This window comes from Gemmatimonas groenlandica (genome assembly GCF_013004105.1).
GTDB classification, from domain to species: domain Bacteria; phylum Gemmatimonadota; class Gemmatimonadetes; order Gemmatimonadales; family Gemmatimonadaceae; genus Gemmatimonas; species Gemmatimonas groenlandica.
The window spans coordinates 2,887,800-2,906,183 of the sequence record NZ_CP053085.1 but is presented as its reverse complement, the minus strand read 5'-3'; the positions used below and the strand labels follow the sequence as shown (position 1 = coordinate 2,906,183).

Here is an 18,384-nt window from a genome sequence, read left to right as displayed (position 1 = left end):
CTGAATTGCCTCTCATCTTGAATCGACCGTGACTATTCCTGCCCCGACATCCCCAGCCTTCATGCCTCGCGATGTTCTCGCGTCGTTGAAGGAACGCGCCCCCGTGGAGCTCGCATCGTATGCGCTCACGGCGGTGATGTTCGTGCTGCTCTTCGCGAAGCCGGCCACGCTCATGTTCGACGCGTGGTGGAACGACCCCAACTCGGGTCACGGCCTGCTGTTGGCGCCGTTGTCGCTGTACTTCGCCTGGAAGAGCGGCATCGTGGAAGGCTCGAAGCCGCAACGCGTGCTCGGCGCGGCGATTCTGATCTTCGCGGTGCTGTTCCGCTATGCCGCAGATCTCGCCGCCGAGTTGTTCGTGATGCGCGGCTCGATGTTGATGGCGCTTGCCGGGCTGACGGTGTGGTACGGCGGGTTTCGTCAGCTGCTGCATTGGTGGCTGCCGTTCACGCTGACGGCGCTGTCGATCCCGATTCCGGAAGTTATTCTGAACACGGTGGCGTTGCCGCTGCAGTTTATGGCGTCGAAGATCGGCGCGGGCTTGTTGAAGTGGCGCGATATCCCGGTGATGATGAACGGCAACGTGATTCGCATTCCGGGCCAGGAGCTCTTCGTGGCGGAGGCGTGCAGTGGGCTTCGCTCCCTGACGGCGCTGCTCAGTCTCGGCGTGTTGCTCGGTGCGATGTTCCTGCAGAAATGGCCAACCCGACTTCTGTTAATCTTGGTCGCAATTCCAATTGCCATCGCCATCAACGGATTTCGCATTTTCCTGACCGGATTCTTGGTGCTGTTTGTCAGCCCAGAAATGGGGGAGGGCTTTATGCACACGAGTGAGGGCATGGTGATGTTTGGCGCTGCCTTCGTTATCACTGCATTTGTCGCCTGGATGCTCGGTTCCGTCGAGAGTAAAGTCCTTCGCGGTTCAAGGAGTGAAGCCTGATGCGTTTCATCAATTTGATTCCCGTGGCAGTCCTCGGAGCCGGCGTACTGCTGATCTCTGGGATGCGTCAACAGCACGCGGTCGAGCCACGAACGCCAATGGCAGCCATCACGGCATCTTATCTGGGGCTCGGTTCCACTGATCTGGTCGTTCCAGACGAGGAGCGAAAGGTCGCGGGAATGACTGACTACGTGATGCGGTCCTTCGGACCGGATTCCGCGGCAGCCTTCAGCGTGTACGTCGGATACTACGATCGCCAGGTGCAGGGCAAATCAATTCACTCGCCCAAGAACTGTCTACCCGGTGCCGGATGGGAGATCATGGAAACGGCGCGACTTCCAATCGGAACATCCGCGCCTGGGGCCTCAGTCAACCGCGTTGTACTCGCGAACAAGGGCGTGCGAGCGCTCGTCTACTACTGGTATCAAGGCCGCGGTCGGGTCGAGTCGAGCGAGTACAAAGTAAAGTGGAACCTCATGCGCGACGCCGCGGTGTATGGTCGCACCGAAGAGGCGCTCGTACGCATTGTGCTGCCCATTGCCGGGCGGAGCGACGCGGAGCTGAAAGCAGCCATCGCGAAGGCAGACGCAATGAGCAAGTCGCTGGTGCCGGCGCTCGTCGCCGACGTTCGTAAAGCCATGCCCGCCAGCCCATTCGAGACGTCGCTGTGAGCGAAGGACAGATCGACCTTCTTAGTTCCACTCCTCTCGGATGTGTTCTTGTTACGGGTGGCTCAGGATTCATTGGAACGCACCTCTGCCGGCGCCTTCAAGAGTCCGGACGGCGCTACGTCATTCTAGATCTGCACACGCCTGCATCATTCTTGAAGCCAGAACGCTTCGTGCGAGGGGACGTACGCAACCCGCTCGCGATTGCTTCAGCAATCGACGGTTGCTCGGAAGTGTTGCATTTGGCAGCTGCGCATCACGATAGCGGCATAGCGCGAGATACGTACTTTGACGTAAACGAAGGTTCGACTTCGCTGCTCATCGAAGCTATGTCGGCTAGGACGATTCGACGGATCTGTTTCTTCTCATCGGCCGCGGTCTATGGAGAGGCGAATCATTCTCGAAATGAAACCCATGAGCCTAATCCAATCGGTCCTTATGGAGCGAGCAAGCTCGCCGCCGAAAGATTACTGCGCGGGGCGGCTGCGGCCGGGGGTCTGGATGCACTCATCATAAGGCCGACGGTCACGTTCGGACCAGAGAACTTTGCGAACATGTTTTCGCTCATACGACAGATCGACGCTGGTTTGTATCTTCAGGTCGGCGAGGGCGCTAACGTCAAGAGCTTATCTTACGTCGACAACCTGGTGTCCTTCGCTCTGTGGGCGTGGGCGCGACACGGGGCCGGTGTCGACGAGTTCAACTGGGTCGAGACCCCCGATATGACAAGCGGCGAGATTGCCAGAGAGCTCGCTTCTGCTCTCGGCCGCCGCATCCCAATCATACATTTGCCCCTCGGACTCGCTCTAGCCTTGGCATTACCAATTGAGGGGCTCGCTGCACTAACTGGACGCACGCTGTCGGTGAGCAGGGCGCGAATTCGAAAGATGGCAGTGGATAAAACGCAGTTCAGTGCCGCAAAAGCCATTTCTTCGGGATTCGTGCCAGGAGTCATTCTGCGCGACGCACTCAGGCAGACCGTCTCGTGGTATATGACGACTGGCAAGTCGGTGCCTTACAAGCGGCTCATTCCGCCAGAAAGTATCGAGCAGTCGGTGGAGATCTTTCCGTGAGTATTGCCGTTCACGCGAATGCCGCGCAATTGCGTTCTCGCGGCCGCAGCGCGCAGCGCGCTGCGCCAGCGCTTCGTGGATACTGGCGCGGCTCGTGGATCGCATCCGTGTTGGCACTCTCATTTATCATGATTCGAGCGGGCGAGGTGCTAGGCCCGATTAGGCAGCTGAAGCCGGTATTCACCGTCACTGTGCTCCTCCTGCTATTTCATTTGTTTGGAACAGGAGCGGTGGCTTGGAAGTCGATTCGGACTAACGTGACCTTTCAGTTGGCGGTTGCGATGGGCGTCTGCATCTGTCTCTCAGTGCCATTCTCGATCTGGAAAGGGCAGTCCGTCTCAACAATGATGACGTTGCCGTGGTCGCTAAGTTTGGTCGCGCTATTGTCTCTGAACGCGCCCAGCCTGAGGAACTTCGACCGAGTCCTCATGCTGGCGACATGGGTCGCAGCCTTAACCGCCATCGCTCTGGTTTCGCAGGGGGCAGTTGTCGAAGGCAGCCGTCTTACATCGCTCGGCACTTACGACCCGAACGACCTTGGCGCTCTTTTCGTAATCATGATTCCCTTTGCACTCGGTGCATCGACGAGAGGGCCAAAGCTATCCAGATTGATCTCTGCAGTATCGGCCGCGGTCTTGTTCGCTGTGCTAATGAAGACCGGCTCGCGTGGTGGACTGATTGGTTTGGTTGTAGGCCTGTCGGTCTTTTCTTTCTCGTACCGCCCAAGGAAGATATTGATGATTCTGGGCGCAATCATCATCCTTGCGCCTTTGACTTGGCCGCTCCTGCCAACGGTGACCAAGGAAAGAGCGGTAACGTTGTTTTCTTTGGATGAGGACTACAATACCACTAGCAATTCCGGACGGCTGTACTTGTGGAAACGAGGAGTAGTCTTTGCGCTCGCGAACCCGCTCGTTGGCTTAGGTGCCGGCACCTTTGAAGTGCAGATAGGTGAAGACTTCCGCGACCAAGGTACGCGCGGTGCGTGGCACACCGCCCACAATACATACGTGCAGATCTTCGCCGAGCTCGGAATGCCTGGCGGTATTCTGCTGCTGGCACTCATTGGCAGAAGTGCACGCAATGCCGCGGCGTTCTGGAGTTGGCGAACGACGGTGCATCGGCCAGAGCTCTTGGCGTCGCTCGCTGCGTACTTATCCGCCATCGTGTTTCTCTCTCATGGGTACAGCTATATACTGTGGGGAATGTTCGGCATAGCGGCGATGACGGAGCAGTTGCTTCGTACTCGCCCTACCCGGACGTCGGTCATCAGCGGCCCGACGGGAGCAACTCGCCTGGTGTAAGGCCGTTCGGCATATGCAGAGTCGCAGTTCGACCATTTGCGCTTACAATCGGTCCACTCAGGTTCGCGTCCGAGCACCAATGATGGATCGCAGTGCGACAGTGCGACAACGCGGACGGCGGATCCGATGCCTGAAGCGTTAACCGTAGCCCGCAGTCGAATTGCGTCGAGAGCGACGCGTATAGCGGCTTGCGGAGTTTCTTCAACTAGGAACAATTCGCCACAACACATCATTCCAGCGTCGCAATTTCAATCACGTTCGAGTGGCCAAAACGAGTAGAACAATGTTCGCCGATCACCGCCTGCAAGCGTCTTAATCGGCTCACTGCATCCGCTCAAGCAACCGAGCAAGTCGCACCGCTCCTTAGGATATCGAGCGGAGAGCCGCAAGCGAACTTTATCAAGTTCGTGCCCAACGACTCGGCATTCGTACTTAGTTGGGAAGTCGCATGGTCAAGATCTCGCGCCACAGCACATGTCACGCGAAGCGGCGACATAGCTGACTAAAACGCTAATGAGTAGTCCGGCCTCGCCGGATCGTTTGGCTGGTCAAGCTCAGTGAGCGGATACTTGACGGGCTGAGTAGCGAGCTCATCCGACTTCGTCAAAAGTGAGCTCCTCAGAAAAGAAATCTCTAGCACCTCTGGTACGTTAGTGCTCGGTATTAGCGGAATGTAGTTATTGCCATGAACATGTACGACGGTGAAACACCTACAGATTTCGGCAATGATGGCCTGAAAATCGGTCCACCTAGCTCCGCAATCATGAAACTCCACGATGAGTAAAGAAACTTCGTCGGATTCTTTGAGCAGCTCGGGAAGGATCGCGTACTCTCCACCCTCGATGTCCATTTTGACGAGAATTGACTTCGTGCTGTTCCCAACGGAATGCAGACGGGCTAACGCTTCTTTCCATGTTATCCCGTCGGGAGAAGCTTCTGCACGAACCATCTTCTGAATGAACTCACGATTTCCCCTCGCGAAGAACCGCAAGAACTTGATCGCCGTAATGGCTGACCACTTAGCCTCTAACAGCGCACGTTCGAACTGGCTGATCCTTCCCTGAAGCAAGCTCTTGAGCGCAAGGGTCAATTTGCTAAGAGCGCCAACGCCAAATCGACCGGCTGACACGGTTCCGTCAAGTCCGACCAACTGCACCAAAGGATTTTGGCTTAGCACGTCCTCCTCAAAGCTCCAATCGTCGCTTATTCCCATGCCTATCAGGTGCGTGCACCTGAGAACAGCACGTGCCGGTAGGACGTAGCCACCATCGAAAGCTCGGCCAACTCGCACAAGATCGGTCACCGGATGTGGACGAACGAATGCGAGATCTGGTATTGTCACTCAACCTGGGGCTGTGCGTTCGAAGTAACGTGCGGTACGAGAGAATCTGGCGTTCGATGCACGTTGTTGCAATGAACCCTGCCGCCTCGCGAGCTATTCATTCAACTAGGCAGACTGAATAAGCCAGCAGAAGGGACGCGGGCAGCGCGTTCGTGACGTTTCCGTATCGAATGCACGTCAAATTGGGCACTTGTGCGCAATTCTAATCGGGTCATCCGGGAATTCCGGGAAACGCCGCGCGAATCTTGAGGAAGAAGTAGGCATCGTCGCGATACCGTAGGCGACGCGCTTGAGGGCTTTGATCTTATTGTTGCAGCCCTCGAGGACACCGGAGTTGATTGGATAGCGGCAGTGACTGAGGATGCCGTCGAGATGGCGCTCCAGCATCGCGGTAAACTTTCGGAGCGCCGGAATCCTGCTGCGGAGCGCGCGACGTCGCCAGGCCTTCCAGAACCGGAGGGCGGCGACGGGCGATCGATACTGCCAGAGACGTTTGAGATCGTCCTTGAGCACGTACACGATAAAGAGCGCGCGATTGGCGCGGAGCAGGTCGCGCAGGCGTACGCGCTCGCCACGCGTCTTGAGATTCGCCTTGTTTCGCAGCAGTAGCCAGCGGGCGCCTTTGATGACACGCCGCGCCTCGCGCACCTTCCCCTGCCCAGCGGCGGCGGCGAGCCGATTCGTCTCATCGACGCGCACGCGATCGATCACGTCCAGCGCGTACTTGGCGACGATGTGAAAGAGATCGTACACCAGCGCGGCCTGCGGATAATGCACGCGCAGCTCCGCCGCATACGGCTTCCACATGTCGACGGCCACGGCGTCCACGGCGGCGCACCGCGTCGGCCCCAGCGCCGTCAGAAAGCCGCGCAGCGCTTCTTGATCGCGCCCGCGCGCGATCCACACTACGCGCTTGCGGTCCACATCCAACACGACGGTCGCGTACTGGTGCCCCCGGCAAATGGCGAATTCATCAATCGCGATCCGTCGCAGCCCATCGAGGTGGTCCTCGGCCGCGCCAAGGCGCTGCGCGAGCGCGCGCTGATCGATCTGCTTGACCGTGTCCCAGCCCACGCCGAACCACGCCGCAACCTGTTTGATCGGCAGCACCTGCGCGAGCCGCGCGATCTTCTCCGCGAGCCGGGTCGTCATGCGCTGATAGCGATCGAGCCAGGGCACCGCCTCGACGGTCGGCCCACAGCGCGGGCACTGCAGGCGCGCCCGCGGAAACACGAGCCACGTGTCCCACTCGCCGAGCGGCAGGTCGCGCACGCGGCGCTCACTCACGTCGTGAATCTTCTCGACGATCGCGCCACACTGGCTGCATCGCTTCGGGGCACCGGCCTTCGCGCGCAACATCAACACCAAGCGCGGCGCGGGCGCCCCGAACACGTCATCGCCCTCTGCCTCCGTCTCGACCCGCTCGACGTCAAACCCTTCCCACTCGCCCAGCAGCTTCAGCAGGGCATCCGATACCGGCTCGGTCATGGCTCACCTCCGTGCCGTTTACGATGCCGAGCGGCGCGCCCGATGTCACGCCGCCATCCCTAAATTCCCGGAAGACCCCTTTAATCGAACGCGGTACTTTGCCTCCTTCGCCACTTTCAAGAATCTGAGACGATTGGCGAAGGGCGCGCTGCCGGCGAAAGTTAGCTGGACTCTAGGTCCTGCCGACCGGGCTACATCGAGACAGGCGGATCAAGATCTTCGGCCGACCGACCCGACAATGGACTCATTCGGCTTGGGCCGTCCGTACGACATGTGTCCGAAGCTCATTCGAGTGGGCAAGTGTGCTCAAAAAAGGCGAACTGTCTATGGCCGGCTTCACCGTGGCGCCTCGACTTTTGGAGGCTTAGAGTCATTGGACCCTATGGATCCTCCGAAATGCATAGAACGGCGGACACACTGAGTCGGAGCCCGGGATGTTTAGGGGGACGGTTTACTAGTGCTGAAGCCTAGGTGAGTTGCTGCGGGCGACCGGCGAATCGGCAAATAGGGGCAACAGTTACAGCGATCGTAATCTCCGTCACACCATTGGATTGCCTCGTTGCCTTCCTCTGTGGTATCCGTCAATCCTGTGGTTCTGGTCGGTTCAGAATTCCGCTGGTGGAAATCTGCCCAACGAGCCTGCAAAGGCAAAACCGGCGAAAGCCGGTGACGCAAAGCTACGAGGCTAACGCGACCAAGGATTCTCGTCGCCATGCTAGTCGAGCCGCTCAGTCGCCCTGGAGGGCAAGTGGTACGTTTTTGGAGTTTCAACCGGATGATCCTAGAGCTAACGGCTGTCGTCCTGCTATGTGCATGTGCCGATGGAGCGACTGTCAACGAGCCAGCGAGTGCGCAAGCCGAAGCTGTCAACATCGACGCGTCGGCAATGGTTCGTCAGCAGGCTGCGATAGCAATTGGAGAACAAAGGACACTTTGGGTTTCCCCGTCGCTGAAGAGCAAGTCACGTAGCACCGTGCAGCCATCGTGGCGCTCGTCGAATCCAGCGATTGCATCGATCGTACCTCAGGCAAACGGCGGACAGTACGCGGTCGTGACTGGCCTGGCAAATGGTGCTGTTTACGTCATTGCGCGTACGCCAGCCGCCGTCGACTCCTTCCTCGTTATTGTAGGAACCGGACCTGCGGCACTTCGCTTTGCGGCCTCGACATTCGCGCTGACGAGGGGCGACACCGCGCGTATAATTCCACTGGACACGGGAAGCACTTTATCTTACAGCTCGCTGAGTTCATCGGTCGCTACTGTTACGACGAGTGGACTGATTACAGCGCTGGCCTCGGGCGAAGCAAAGATTCGCGTCTCGAGTGAGCTGGGCGCATCGGGCGAGATCAGCGTAACAGTGTCGGCAACGGTCGTGCCTCCTCCGCCAGTAGGCGGGAATCGGATTGTGGCGGCGCTGACGCGGATCTCCGTTGGTTCTGGAAGCGCACTCGTGTCGAGCGGAGTGCCATTGGTGGCCGGCGCTTTACGGGACACTGACGTTAGCGCTGTTCGCGTGTTTGTTGGTGGAGTCGAGCAGCGGATTTTTGTCGCGGCATTGCAGGGGCGCCATCCAGATGGATCGCTCACTTCTATTTTGCTGCAGTTTCCATACGCGCTGGCCTCGGGTATACCCGTTGCAGCAGAGATAGTTCTGGGATCGAGCCGCACTTTGGGCGACCTGCCTCCACAGGTAAATAATCCGGGGATGCCTGATGCAGTGATCCTGCCGACTGATCCGAACTATCTAGTTCAGACTGACTTGGTCGGCGCGACGCGATCCGTTGAAAGTACGAGCGCAATCTCATCGTTTGCGTCAAAGTATGACGCAGACTTTCGGACATTCGCTGATCTTCATTGGGCGACTTACTCCGACCAATGGGAACAGAACTACTATGATCGCGCGCAAGTGTACTACGCGCAGTGGGTTCGAACGGGTAACCCTGAATATTGGACTCGAGGGACGCGCCAAGTGCTCGCGTATCGGAAGGGGTATCTTGAGCCGAATGCGTACGGAACCTCTCCTCACTGGTCGCAGATCGATGGCGTCGCGCTGCACTATCAGTTGACGGGGGATGAAATGTCACGATTCGCCGTCGGACGTGTCGCCGAAGTGCTTCGCTACTTTCGTGATAACGCTCGTATCGTTGGCCATCCGGATATCGACTCTAGAATCTTAGCCCGAACGCTTGCCGCGCAACTTTGGAGTTGGCGTCTGCAGGCCCGCGGAAACGAAGCAATTGCGACGGCGGCGGAGATCTCCACGTTTGTCTCAACTGTTCTAGGCCTTCAGGCAGCCGACGGCGCGTGGAGATACCCAATCATCTGCGCACCTCTAAGTGCCGGTCTGACATACATGGATGGCATGCTCAACGAATCGCTAATTCAGGCCTATATCCACCATAGTCCAAATCCCGCGATTCTTGCGAAGGTAAGGAAGTCCGCTGACTACATGTGGAGCCGGTGGAAGGTAGCCAGCCAGGCGGTGGAGTACGCGCCAGGCTGCCCGCCTAACTCAACGGATCCTGATTCCTATCCAGAGCTCAATAATCTGGTTGTCAACAGCTACGCTTGGATCTACGCGCAAACAGGTGACGTCGTGTTTCGTCAACGCGCGGACTCGCTGTTCAATGGTGGAGTTCGCGGGCAGTTTCTCTACGGGCAGAAGCAGTTTAATCAGCAGTACACAACGTCCTACCGCTACTTCTTCTGGCGTTCCGCTCGGTAGAGCGAACGCGTGAGTGAGCTTGCCCGCATTCCGTACTCACTTTTCTCCGGGATGCGACGGAGTGGGAGGTAGCCATGGCCGCTAGTTCAGCGAAGGGTTTGAGCAAGCAGCCGGCCGGCTGGTAGCGTTGAAGGGCATCTCGATGGAGCAGGCGGAGCGCGATCGCTCGATTCGCGTCACCCTGCTCCAGACATCGATTCAGATGGCGACGAGCGATGCGGCTGCGTCGGCGACTAGTCGCCAGAGTGCCAAGTTGAATCAGGTCGAGCTGAGACGGCGCCGCTACAGGGTGGCGATGTCACGGATCGAGCGCATCAACCTAACGAAGGCCGCCGACTGCTGTACCAAGGCGTCGATGAGCGTTTGTCATTGAGCCGAAGCATCGATGGACCGGGCCTGTGGAGATGCTCTGTTGTGTGCGCTGTCTGTCATTGAGCGGATTCCCACCTATAGGGAAGGCAACCCCAGAGCGCCCGATGGACGGATGACGCCGTTCTGACTCTCGCGATGAGTTGTCGTTCTCTCCTGATCTATCGGATCTACGGCGCTTGCCTCCTCTGCCGCGACGTCAGCGCGGACGACTTCGAAGTCTCAATGTGCTACTTCGAGCGCGTGGAGCGAGCGCAGAGACTGTAAGCGTGTCCGCGTCGACGCGCGTGGTCCGCGGATCACGCGCGCGCGATCGCCTCACTCGATCGCCCCCAATCTGATGGATCGTGACGTTACGGTCATGGCGTCCGACCAAGAGTGGGTCGCAGAGTTTACGTATCTGTGGACGACCGAGGGGTGGATGTATGTCGCCGTTGTGCTCGAGAGCTATTCGCGGCGCGCGGTCGACATGTCGATGTTGGAGACTCTGACCGTGCAGCTGGTGGCCGACGCACTGCTGACGGCTATGTAGTGCCCTAGCGAAGCTCCCAGTGAGCTAGCGCATGACCCGGGTAGGGCGCTATGCGCCGAGCAGTTTCACCGGGTGCTCGACGCACTGGCACTATCTGCTCCAAGAGGCGGTCCGCCAACGTGTGGTTCAACGTGGCCATGGAGAGTTTCTCCCAGTCGCTTAGGCCGGAGCGGGTCGCGCGGCAGGCGTACGCCGCGCGCGCGGGCGAAGTTGACCCGATCGAGCGCAGCTACTCCCGAATCTGAGGGCATCCACGCTGGCGTAGTTCAACTCCATCGAGATTGAGCAGGCAGCTACTTGACAGCAGGTCCAGAGGACCTGAGACAGCTCGTTCTCAAGGGCGCGGGGCCGAAGCTCCGAAAGCAAAGCTTCGCCCGTCAGATGTTGACGGGGCGTGCCAGGGCTTGCGTCCTGGTCGGCACAGCTTCGCAGAGAAAGCTGCATGCACGACCGGTAGCGATCGCTTCCCGAGAAGTCTTACGAGATCCAATGTAGCCTGTCAAATTCATTGAGCTTGTACGACTCTTCTGCATCCGTGGTACACGACCTGCCACTATCTTCGCGCCGGATCATCCGAACGTGAATAGAGTTCGTGACTTCATCTAGGGAGACGCTAACATCGTGACATGGCGTGTCGAGCCAACGGCCTCAATTTGCTTTCGGTCTCTCCTTGAGCCACCGGCGGGCTGCATTTTGAACTGGGCCTTTCACTGCCGGGAGACAAGCTTCGCTGTTCGCACTGCTGGTGATGTCATGTTGACGGTGCTTCCATCGTGACAACCGTCATGCTTCTGCATTGGGGTGGGAGTACCCTGCGTGGCTCAGAGCGCTGCTTGATAGAGAGTGCTAAAGCGCTCCGGAAAGCAGGCTATTCCGTCGTACTACTGAGGAACGACGACTGCGTCGATGTCGAGATTTCTCCATGGGTCCAAGAGATCGTACCTTTCGAGTTTCCAGAGTTCATGTTGGACGGTCGGTATATCTCATTGCCTTTTGTCGCGTTCGCTCGAGCATGGCGCTCGCTGTCAAGAATGGTGAACTCGTTCCAGCCGGCAGCGATCTACTCGAATGGAGGAAGGCCGTGTCAGCTGGCCGTACCTTTGGCGCGGAAGCATCGAATACCATTGGTGTGCCACCTCCACCATCCCGCGAACCGCCGTTACCTCTATAGCTGGCTGTATCCTTGGGTTGACGCTGCTGTTTTTCCTTCAGACTACACACGTTCGATAAGCCAACAGCTCGCCGGAGTGGATGGAGTTGTGGTGTACAATGGTGTCGACACCGATCGCTTCCGGCCGTCGGTAGCCAAAGATGAAGCACTTCGGCAGGCGTACGGAATCGCTCGTCATGATGTTGTCATTGGGCAAGTCGGCGCTTTGGTCCCACATAAGCGACCGCTCGTGCTGCTCGACGCGTTTCAGCGGCTGGCGTCCCGGGATTCACGCGTTCACTTAGTGTTTGTCGGGAGCGGACCGATGACGGCTCCGCTCTGCTCGGCAGTGGCTGCTCGAGGTCTTGGACAGAGGGTCACTGTGACGGGATTCGTGGATGACACTCTCCCGTTCTTCCAAGACGTTATCGATATTCATGTACTCGCCTCGGTTGAAGAGGGCCTCGGCATCTCGGTTATCGAAGGTGCCGCGTGTGGCCTCCCCTCTGTTGTAACTGACAGCACTGGGTTGCGTGAGGTCGTCGAACGGGACGTAACTGCACTGCTATTTGCCCCCGATGATGCAGCAGGCCTCGAAGCACATCTCGATCGCCTCGTCAAGGATTCGGCATTGAGAGATAAGCTGGGTGACGCCGGTAGGCGTCGGGTAGAGCACCTCTTCTCGCTTGAGTCTTATCAGCAAGGTATTGTGACGGCAGTTGCTTCGTTAATCCGAAGGGTACGTCCTATGACGTCTTCGCCTAGCTTTCGGTAGCGGAAGAGATGACCTTTGCCCAGAGATTGGCGAGCGCGTGGGCAGACGAATGAGTTGACCGAGCAGAGGGGCGGTCTCTCGACGCGGAAAGTGCAGTGGCACATCACGCGTAGGCGTGCGGAGGAACAGCGGTCGCGATCCGCGTGAGCTGGGAACGAACCGACTGACTCAGATGTGTCGCGGCGGCGATTCGTCGGCGCGACCACCCGATTCACCTTATTTTGATAACCTGCAACCGTTTCATTTACCCGACTCGTCTCTTTCTTAAGGATGCTTTCCTGCGAGGACGCAGCGCCTCTAGCGCTCTAGCGAGTGCGGTGACAGCCTCGGCGATTGTGGCGTAAGCGTTCTCGGCCTCTCTGCCCTAGCACAGCGCAACGATGGGGTTAAAGGGATTGGCTAGTCTCAAGCGATCGGTGCGTGCTTTCAAAGATCCGTGCGCCCTCCGAACTTAGTCTTTCGGAATTAGACAGCTCGCCGACACAGCGAAGACATTCAGCCGAAGGCTAGTTCTGGCGATGGGCGAAGTTTCGGTAGCAATGACCTGCCGAGGGATCTGCGCCTTGGAGCGTTTAGGAGAGATTGTGGGAATCGTTCGTTCTGATGCTGCGTCGCTCAGGCAGATCTTGTAAAACTCGACTCTCCATCGATAGCAAAACATGAGTATGCACTCAGCTGGGCCCGCGCCGATCCTGTTCGCACACTACGGCGAGAACTGGATTCGAGGTAGCGAGCGCACTTTGCTTGATCTCCTCACCCACATCGACCGCAATCGCTTCCTTCCCGTATTGTGGTGCAACGGCGAGATGGTGGCAGACGAGGCTCGCAAGCTTGACGTCACGGTATATCAGAGTCGCTTCACCGTACTGTATGACTGGGAGCCACCCCGATACGAGTTTGCGCGATTCGCTTCTCTAGTTCGCGAAGGTCGCAAAATTGTGCGCGCGCACGGAATCCGAGTACTTCATGCGAACAGTGCTGCGCCAAACCAGTGGCTCGTGCCAGTGTCACGAAGCCTTCGCGTCCCGCTGCTCTGCCACCTGCTTGCTCCGTATAGCGCGCGGGAGCGATTCACCCTCGGTGTTCACCTGGCGACACTCGTTGCAGGTGTGACGCGCGGCTGCACCGACGATCTGCTAGCGGATGGACTACGAAAGTCCTCGATCTCGACGATACACTGCGGTATAGACCTTGGAGCATGGCAGGGGTGGGACCAGAGCGGACTGCGGTCCCAGCTCGGGATCCGCGCCGAGGACATAGTTATAACGCAGGTGGGTTCGCTGATCCGACGAAAAGGACACGACATTCTCCTGCGAGCCGTAGCCGACCTTCGGCAGGTTCGTCCAAACATTCGCGTGCTACTTATTGGTGACGGTCCTGACCGACGAGAGATCGAAAATGTTGTGCGCGAACTTGGCCTCGTCGACATTGTTCATACTCTAGGATTCGTGGACTCGCCAGCTGGCGTGATATTTCGCGATGCAACGGACATAGCTGTTTCTCCGTCTCGAGTGGAAGGATTCGGTCTAACCGTAATCGAGGCGGGCGCAGCGGGTCGGCCGGTTATCGCAACTGCCACTACTGGGATGTCTGAGATAATTACGAGCGAGAGAACGGGGTTGATAGTCCCAATCGAGGACCAAGCTCGGCTCTATGCTGCGCTTCTCAGACTCGTCGACAACGCAAGCTTGCGCATGCAGCTCGGTACGGCTCTGCAATCGGTCGTCAACGAAAAGTTCGTCATCGGAAAGTACGTGTCCGGCTTCGAAGCGGCGTACGAGCAGTTAATGCGAATTCCGTCACAGCAACTAGGCTGGATGCGTGATGTCAGTGGCGACACTCTTGCCATGTACGCTAGGTGGGTTGGCGGCACGCTTTCTCGACGTGTGCGCCGATTAGTCGGCTAGCGTATCTCGGGACGGAATGATCTCGTCATAAACTCGGCGCACACTTGCAGCGAGGCGAACCTGGTCGAAGCGGCTCCTCGTCAGTTCTTCCGCGCTTGCAGCCAATTGCTTCCGCAAGTGAGCGTCTGAGGCGAGCCGTTCGATTGCGTTTGCCAGCTCCGTCGCGGAGCCAGGCTCAAACATCAGTCCTGTGACGCCGGACTCCACAAGTTCGTTGGCCCCACCCCCGCGCGCTGCGATAACTGGCCTGCCAGCGAGCTGTGCCTCCACTATTACTCGCCCTAAAGGTTCAGCGTGCGTCGACGCATGCACGCTTATGTCAACGCTGCTGAGCCACTCATATATGTCGCGTACGAATCCATCAAAGTGCACGATCTGTTCGACATTAAGCTCTCGTGCCCTTGAGTGAAGAAATCGCCCATACTCGTCGTCGCCGCTAAGGGGCATGCCCGCGATACGAAAAAGAAACTCGCCAGGACGCCGCGCGTTTAGTAAAGCTGCTGCTGAGAGGAATGTATCGTGGCCTTTCCAGCGATTGAGTACTCCATGCATTGCGACCCTCCAAGGGCCGGGTGCTCTGGGCGAATCCTCGAACGGTTTCAACGGAGGAATGACAACGTCGTAGATCTGAGACACGCTTTCATGGGCGATTCCAAGAGTGGACAGATCATCTGCGATTGCCTCTGATATCGCGATCACGCGGGCTCTGCCGAGGAGCGTCCGTGCAAGCGAAAAGCGTTGAGTCCGCTCTTCCCATCCACGCTGGTGCACGACTAATGGGACGCCAAGACTCCGGCACGCGATAATGGCAGCCAAGTTTAAAGCTATGCCGTTGTTTGCGTGCACGATGTCGGCGCGATGCCGACGCGCTGAACGCTTGATGGCTCGAATCCATCGCGCCGTATAGCACAAGAGATCGACGTAGGAAATAAGCCGACCGGCCGATGCATCTCGCAACCGAACTAGTGCGGGATTCACCTCAACCTCGACAGAATCGGCCTCGGTGACAAAATCCGCGATCGGAAATCCCGCGAGAATGCGGGCGTCTATGTCGGGTATCGACCGGACCAATTCCACCAGACTCTTTCCAGAGCCGCCATATCCTAGTGCGGCCTCTACATAAAGCACGCGGAGTCTCTGTCGCTTAAGCGATCGAGTTTGGATCGTTCTCATACTCTCCGTCATCAACGGAACGCGAGGCTGCCGGGCCGGCCGACACGCTGCCCAGCGCACATAGTCCAGACAACCGGTCGGCGACTAAACAGTTCGACGCCTTGGCGCCATAAGCCCAATTCGCTTAAAGCAGCCCTCTCACGACCCTAGCTATTTCGGCATTGCGCTGCCGGAGCCACGGCGCACGGAGCCTACTCTGTGGCGCTGATAAAGTTACGCTTCTGCAAGCTTTTGAGTATACCACCTGCCGAAGCAGTCCACCAGCGCATAGCGCGCGGCGACGCCGATCGAATCGCCCCAAGCATTCGCAGGAGTCGAGACAACGAGGCGACTGGCAGAATCGCGCGGACAATGCGTGGTGTAATGCTGCACTCTGATCTGCGTCAAAGGCGAGGTTGATTCGCCCCGCGAGTACAAAGGGCTCAACTTGGTTAGTACTTGGAGCTATGAAAGCATCCCGAGCGAACCGATTCAAATCTGAGGTTCGTGAACAGGCTCTCCGACTAGAATCGGTGCCGATGCCACGGAATCCGTCCAAGTTAGCAGCCATTTCGGCTATCGCGCCGACATTTGGCTGCACGAGCGCCTCGCTGCGTCGGTTGCTGCCCAAGGCTCTACAAGACGCATCTGAGCAGCGCGGTGGTGCGGGTCGCCCGGCCGCGCCCGAGCACGAATAGCGCGCGCTAGAGAGGGCCAATGACGAGCGACTGCATCCGAGTGCTGTTGCCGCAGCGGCGGTACGCTCCACTCGGGAGCCGAACCGCCTCAGCCGTCGATCTGCAAGTTCATAGAAATGGGTGGGAGGCTGCGCTGGGTCGAGCCGACGTGCCGCGCGTTGGCCATAGCACCGTCCGGATGACGCACGAGTTGTAAACGCCGGTTGTACCGGCCGCGCCTCCCAGCGCGATAGCGGCGAGTCGATGTCCCACGCGTTCAAATTCAGCGCGCGGAGTCGCGCCACATCGACGCGTATATGGCGTTCGTAAAGTGAGGCAGCTACTGTGTCAACACCAACGAGAATTGCGCACTTTCACCAACAAGAATTGCGCACTGTGGGCGGGGGATGAGCCCGGTAGGGTCAGCCCTCCTGGCGTCGGGGGGCGCGACCACGAACCGGGGCGCCGGAGGGTTCCGGCGAGGCCGGCGTGGCCAAGCGTGAGGCGAGCGCGCGATGTTCGCGCATGCGGTAGCTGTTGCCGCGGATGTTGACGATGTGGCAGTGGTGGACTAGGCGATCAATGAGCGCGGCGGCCATGACCTCGTCCCCGAAGACGTCGCCCCACTCCTCGAAGGATTTGTTGCTGGTGAGCACGGTTGACGCGTGTTCGTAGCGTCGACTCATGAGCTGGAAGAACAACTGGGCGCCCGTGCGCGAGATCGGCAGGTAGCCGATTTCGTCGACGACCATGAGGCTCGGCGACACAAGGGTGCGCAGCCGTCGCGTGAGATGGCCGGCCTGCTGCGCGTCTTCGAGCCACGTGATTAAGTCCGCCAGCGTCGCATAGTAGACGCGTCGTCCGCGCTCCGCCGCGATCACCGCCAGACTGATCGCCAAGTGCGTCTTCCCGACACCGGGCGGCCCGAGAAACACGACATTTTCTTTGCGCTCGAGGAACTGCAGCGTGTGGAGACTCTCGAGCTGATCGCGTTTCACCGACGGCTGAAACGTGAAGTCGAAATCGTCGAGCGTCTTCACCGTCGGCAATCGCGCACAGCGCATCGCCGTCTGGAGGCGGCGCTGATTGCGGAGCGCAATGTGACTGCCGAGCAGCGCTTCCATCGCGGGACCGGCGCTCAACTCGCCGGCATCAATGCGGCGCAGGATGTCATCCACCGCTTCCAGGGCGCCGGGCATCTTGCAGTCGGCCAGCTGGGTGCGAAGTCGGTCGCGCAGCGTGCCGCCGCTCATGAGGCCTCCTCGGCGAGCAACGCGCCATAGTGGGCGAGGGCCCGTCGCTCGACGGCGACGTGCGGCACCCGACGGGTCGGCGCGGGCTCGACCTGCGGGGCGACCAAGACCATCGACCGATACGGTCGCGCGGCGAGCGGCTGGAGGGTGGCCTGCTCGTCGCGAAGGAAGCGGGCGGCCGGCGACTCACCGGTCGTCCCGTGGATCCGCACATTGGCGACCTCCGCGAGCCAGCGCGTGCACTGATCGGCGAGGTCCGCATCGCCGAGAAACTCCCGGCCGTAGAGAAAGCTGGTGCGGAGGTAGCCGACCGGTCGCTCGACTTTGCCTTTGGTCTGTGCGCGATACGGGCGGCATGCGCGAATGCGAAAACCCCAGTGCGCGGCGAAGCGCCCGAACTCTGCATTTTCGAGCAGCTTCCCGCCACCCGGACGCTGATCCTCGACGATGACGGCCTTGAGCTGATCGAACAGCATCTCCGACGGCACGCCACCGAAGTCCGCGAACGCGCGCTCCAAACTCTGCATCACCGTCAGCGCCGTCTGCCGCGGCACGAACTCCACGTACAACTTGCGCGAGTAGCCAAGGACGACGAGCACCGCGTAGCGCTTGCCCCACGGCAACTTCACTTCGGCGAAATCGAACTGCCCCTGCCATCCGGGCGCCGTCTCAAAGCGAATGATCGGCTCCGGCTCCGCACGCGGCCGGACGCGGGCTACATAATCGCGGAGGCGTGTCACGCCGCCGACGTACCCGGCGGCCCGACACTCGGCGAACAGTCGCTCTGCGGACAGGGCCGGATACGACCCCAGTCGCTCGTGAATGAGCGGCTTAAACGGATCCAGTCGCTGCGGACGCGGTGCGGTCGTCCGGATCACCGGCGTCTCGACCACCCGCGTCAGCTGCCCAGTCGCGATCCAGTGATGGACCGTCCGCGAGCTCACTCCTAACTGCGTGGCGATGGCCCGCTTCCCGAGCCCCTGATCCAACAAGTGCTGTAGCAACACGAGGGTATCCCTGCTGTACACC

13 protein-coding genes and 1 riboswitch are annotated in these 18,384 nt (G+C 59.1%); of the genes, 8 read left to right on the top strand and 5 right to left on the bottom strand.

Going from position 1 to position 18,384, the window contains the following annotated elements; genetic code table 11:
• Nucleotides 1-136: 136 nt before the first annotated feature.
• From HKW67_RS12255 to HKW67_RS12240, 4 genes are read left to right on the top strand one after another with little or no spacing between them, the layout of a single operon-like run.
• Nucleotides 137-940 (top strand): exosortase/archaeosortase family protein, encoded by an 804-nt coding sequence (locus HKW67_RS12255; protein WP_230981176.1) that lies wholly within the window; start codon nt 137-139, stop codon nt 938-940.
• Nucleotides 940-1,611 (top strand): exosortase C-terminal domain/associated protein EpsI, encoded by a 672-nt coding sequence (locus HKW67_RS12250; protein WP_171225658.1) that lies wholly within the window; start codon nt 940-942, stop codon nt 1,609-1,611. The genes HKW67_RS12255 and HKW67_RS12250 overlap by 1 nt, the downstream gene beginning before the upstream one ends.
• Nucleotides 1,608-2,681 (top strand): NAD-dependent epimerase/dehydratase family protein, encoded by a 1,074-nt coding sequence (locus HKW67_RS12245; protein WP_171225657.1) that lies wholly within the window; start codon nt 1,608-1,610, stop codon nt 2,679-2,681. The genes HKW67_RS12250 and HKW67_RS12245 overlap by 4 nt, the downstream gene beginning before the upstream one ends.
• The gene (locus tag HKW67_RS12240; RefSeq protein ID WP_171225656.1) at nt 2,678-3,985 is read left to right on the top strand and encodes an O-antigen ligase family protein; all 1,308 of its coding nucleotides are present in this window, start codon (nt 2,678-2,680) and stop codon (nt 3,983-3,985) included. The genes HKW67_RS12245 and HKW67_RS12240 overlap by 4 nt, the downstream gene beginning before the upstream one ends.
• Before the next feature lie 502 nt (nt 3,986-4,487).
• Here the strand turns inward: HKW67_RS12240 and HKW67_RS12235 are convergent.
• The gene (locus tag HKW67_RS12235) at nt 4,488-5,198 is read right to left on the bottom strand and encodes a class I SAM-dependent methyltransferase (RefSeq protein ID WP_206044403.1); all 711 of its coding nucleotides are present in this window, start codon (nt 5,196-5,198) and stop codon (nt 4,488-4,490) included.
• A gap of 306 nt (nt 5,199-5,504) precedes the next feature.
• Nucleotides 5,505-6,815 carry an ISL3 family transposase gene (locus HKW67_RS12230; RefSeq protein ID WP_171225654.1) on the bottom strand — a complete coding sequence of 437 codons (1,311 nt, stop codon included), beginning with the start codon at nt 6,813-6,815 and terminating at the stop codon, nt 5,505-5,507.
• 636 nt (nt 6,816-7,451) lie between these two features.
• Nucleotides 7,452-7,547, top strand: a riboswitch (cyclic di-GMP riboswitch).
• On the opposite strand from HKW67_RS12230, the gene HKW67_RS12225 reads away from it, so the two are divergent.
• The 4 genes from HKW67_RS12225 to HKW67_RS12210 all read left to right on the top strand — a co-directional run bounded on the left by HKW67_RS12225 (nt 7,528) and on the right by HKW67_RS12210 (nt 14,273).
• Entirely contained in the window at nt 7,528-9,540 is a 2,013-nt protein-coding gene (locus HKW67_RS12225) for an Ig-like domain-containing protein (RefSeq protein ID WP_171225653.1), read from the top strand. Its footprint overlaps the riboswitch before it by 20 nt.
• 709 nt (nt 9,541-10,249) lie before the next feature.
• The gene (locus HKW67_RS12220; protein WP_171225652.1) at nt 10,250-10,441 is read left to right on the top strand and encodes a hypothetical protein; all 192 of its coding nucleotides are present in this window, start codon (nt 10,250-10,252) and stop codon (nt 10,439-10,441) included.
• Nucleotides 10,442-11,226: 785 nt separating this feature from the next.
• A complete protein-coding gene (locus HKW67_RS22795) occupies nt 11,227-12,366 on the top strand; it encodes a glycosyltransferase family 4 protein (RefSeq protein ID WP_425486257.1) in 1,140 nt (379 codons plus the stop codon).
• Nucleotides 12,367-13,025: 659 nt separating this feature from the next.
• On the top strand, nt 13,026-14,273 hold the full coding sequence (locus tag HKW67_RS12210; RefSeq protein WP_171225650.1) for a glycosyltransferase: 1,248 nt from the start codon (nt 13,026-13,028) through the stop codon (nt 14,271-14,273).
• Here HKW67_RS12210 and HKW67_RS22790 read toward each other — a convergent pair.
• The 3 genes from HKW67_RS22790 to istA form a co-directional block, all read right to left on the bottom strand.
• Complete coding sequence (locus HKW67_RS22790; protein WP_425486256.1) at nt 14,262-15,446, bottom strand: glycosyltransferase family 4 protein; 1,185 nt, start codon at nt 15,444-15,446, stop codon at nt 14,262-14,264. The genes HKW67_RS12210 and HKW67_RS22790 overlap by 12 nt on opposite strands.
• A gap of 1,078 nt (nt 15,447-16,524) precedes the next feature.
• Nucleotides 16,525-17,355: an IS21-like element helper ATPase IstB gene (istB, locus tag HKW67_RS12200; RefSeq protein WP_206044402.1), complete on the bottom strand. Its 831-nt coding sequence runs from the start codon at nt 17,353-17,355 to the stop codon at nt 16,525-16,527.
• A complete protein-coding gene (istA, locus tag HKW67_RS12195; RefSeq protein WP_171225648.1) occupies nt 17,352-18,383 on the bottom strand; it encodes an IS21 family transposase in 1,032 nt (343 codons plus the stop codon). The genes istB and istA overlap by 4 nt, the downstream gene beginning before the upstream one ends.
• Nucleotide 18,384: the final 1 nt, after the last annotated feature.

Coding starts and splice junctions, on each gene's coding strand:
- HKW67_RS12255 (WP_230981176.1), top strand. CDS start 137: ATGTTCGTGCTGCTCTTCGCGAAGCCGGCCACGCTCATGTTCGACGCG.
- HKW67_RS12250 (WP_171225658.1), top strand. CDS start 940: ATGCGTTTCATCAATTTGATTCCCGTGGCAGTCCTCGGAGCCGGCGTA.
- HKW67_RS12235 (WP_206044403.1), bottom strand. CDS start 5,198: ATGGGAATAAGCGACGATTGGAGCTTTGAGGAGGACGTGCTAAGCCAA.
- HKW67_RS12230 (WP_171225654.1), bottom strand. CDS start 6,815: ATGACCGAGCCGGTATCGGATGCCCTGCTGAAGCTGCTGGGCGAGTGG.
- HKW67_RS12225 (WP_171225653.1), top strand. CDS start 7,528: ATGCTAGTCGAGCCGCTCAGTCGCCCTGGAGGGCAAGTGGTACGTTTT.
- HKW67_RS12220 (WP_171225652.1), top strand. CDS start 10,250: ATGGATCGTGACGTTACGGTCATGGCGTCCGACCAAGAGTGGGTCGCA.
- HKW67_RS22795 (WP_425486257.1), top strand. CDS start 11,227: ATGCTTCTGCATTGGGGTGGGAGTACCCTGCGTGGCTCAGAGCGCTGC.
- HKW67_RS12210 (WP_171225650.1), top strand. CDS start 13,026: ATGAGTATGCACTCAGCTGGGCCCGCGCCGATCCTGTTCGCACACTAC.
- HKW67_RS22790 (WP_425486256.1), bottom strand. CDS start 15,446: ATGAGAACGATCCAAACTCGATCGCTTAAGCGACAGAGACTCCGCGTG.
- istB (WP_206044402.1), bottom strand. CDS start 17,355: ATGAGCGGCGGCACGCTGCGCGACCGACTTCGCACCCAGCTGGCCGAC.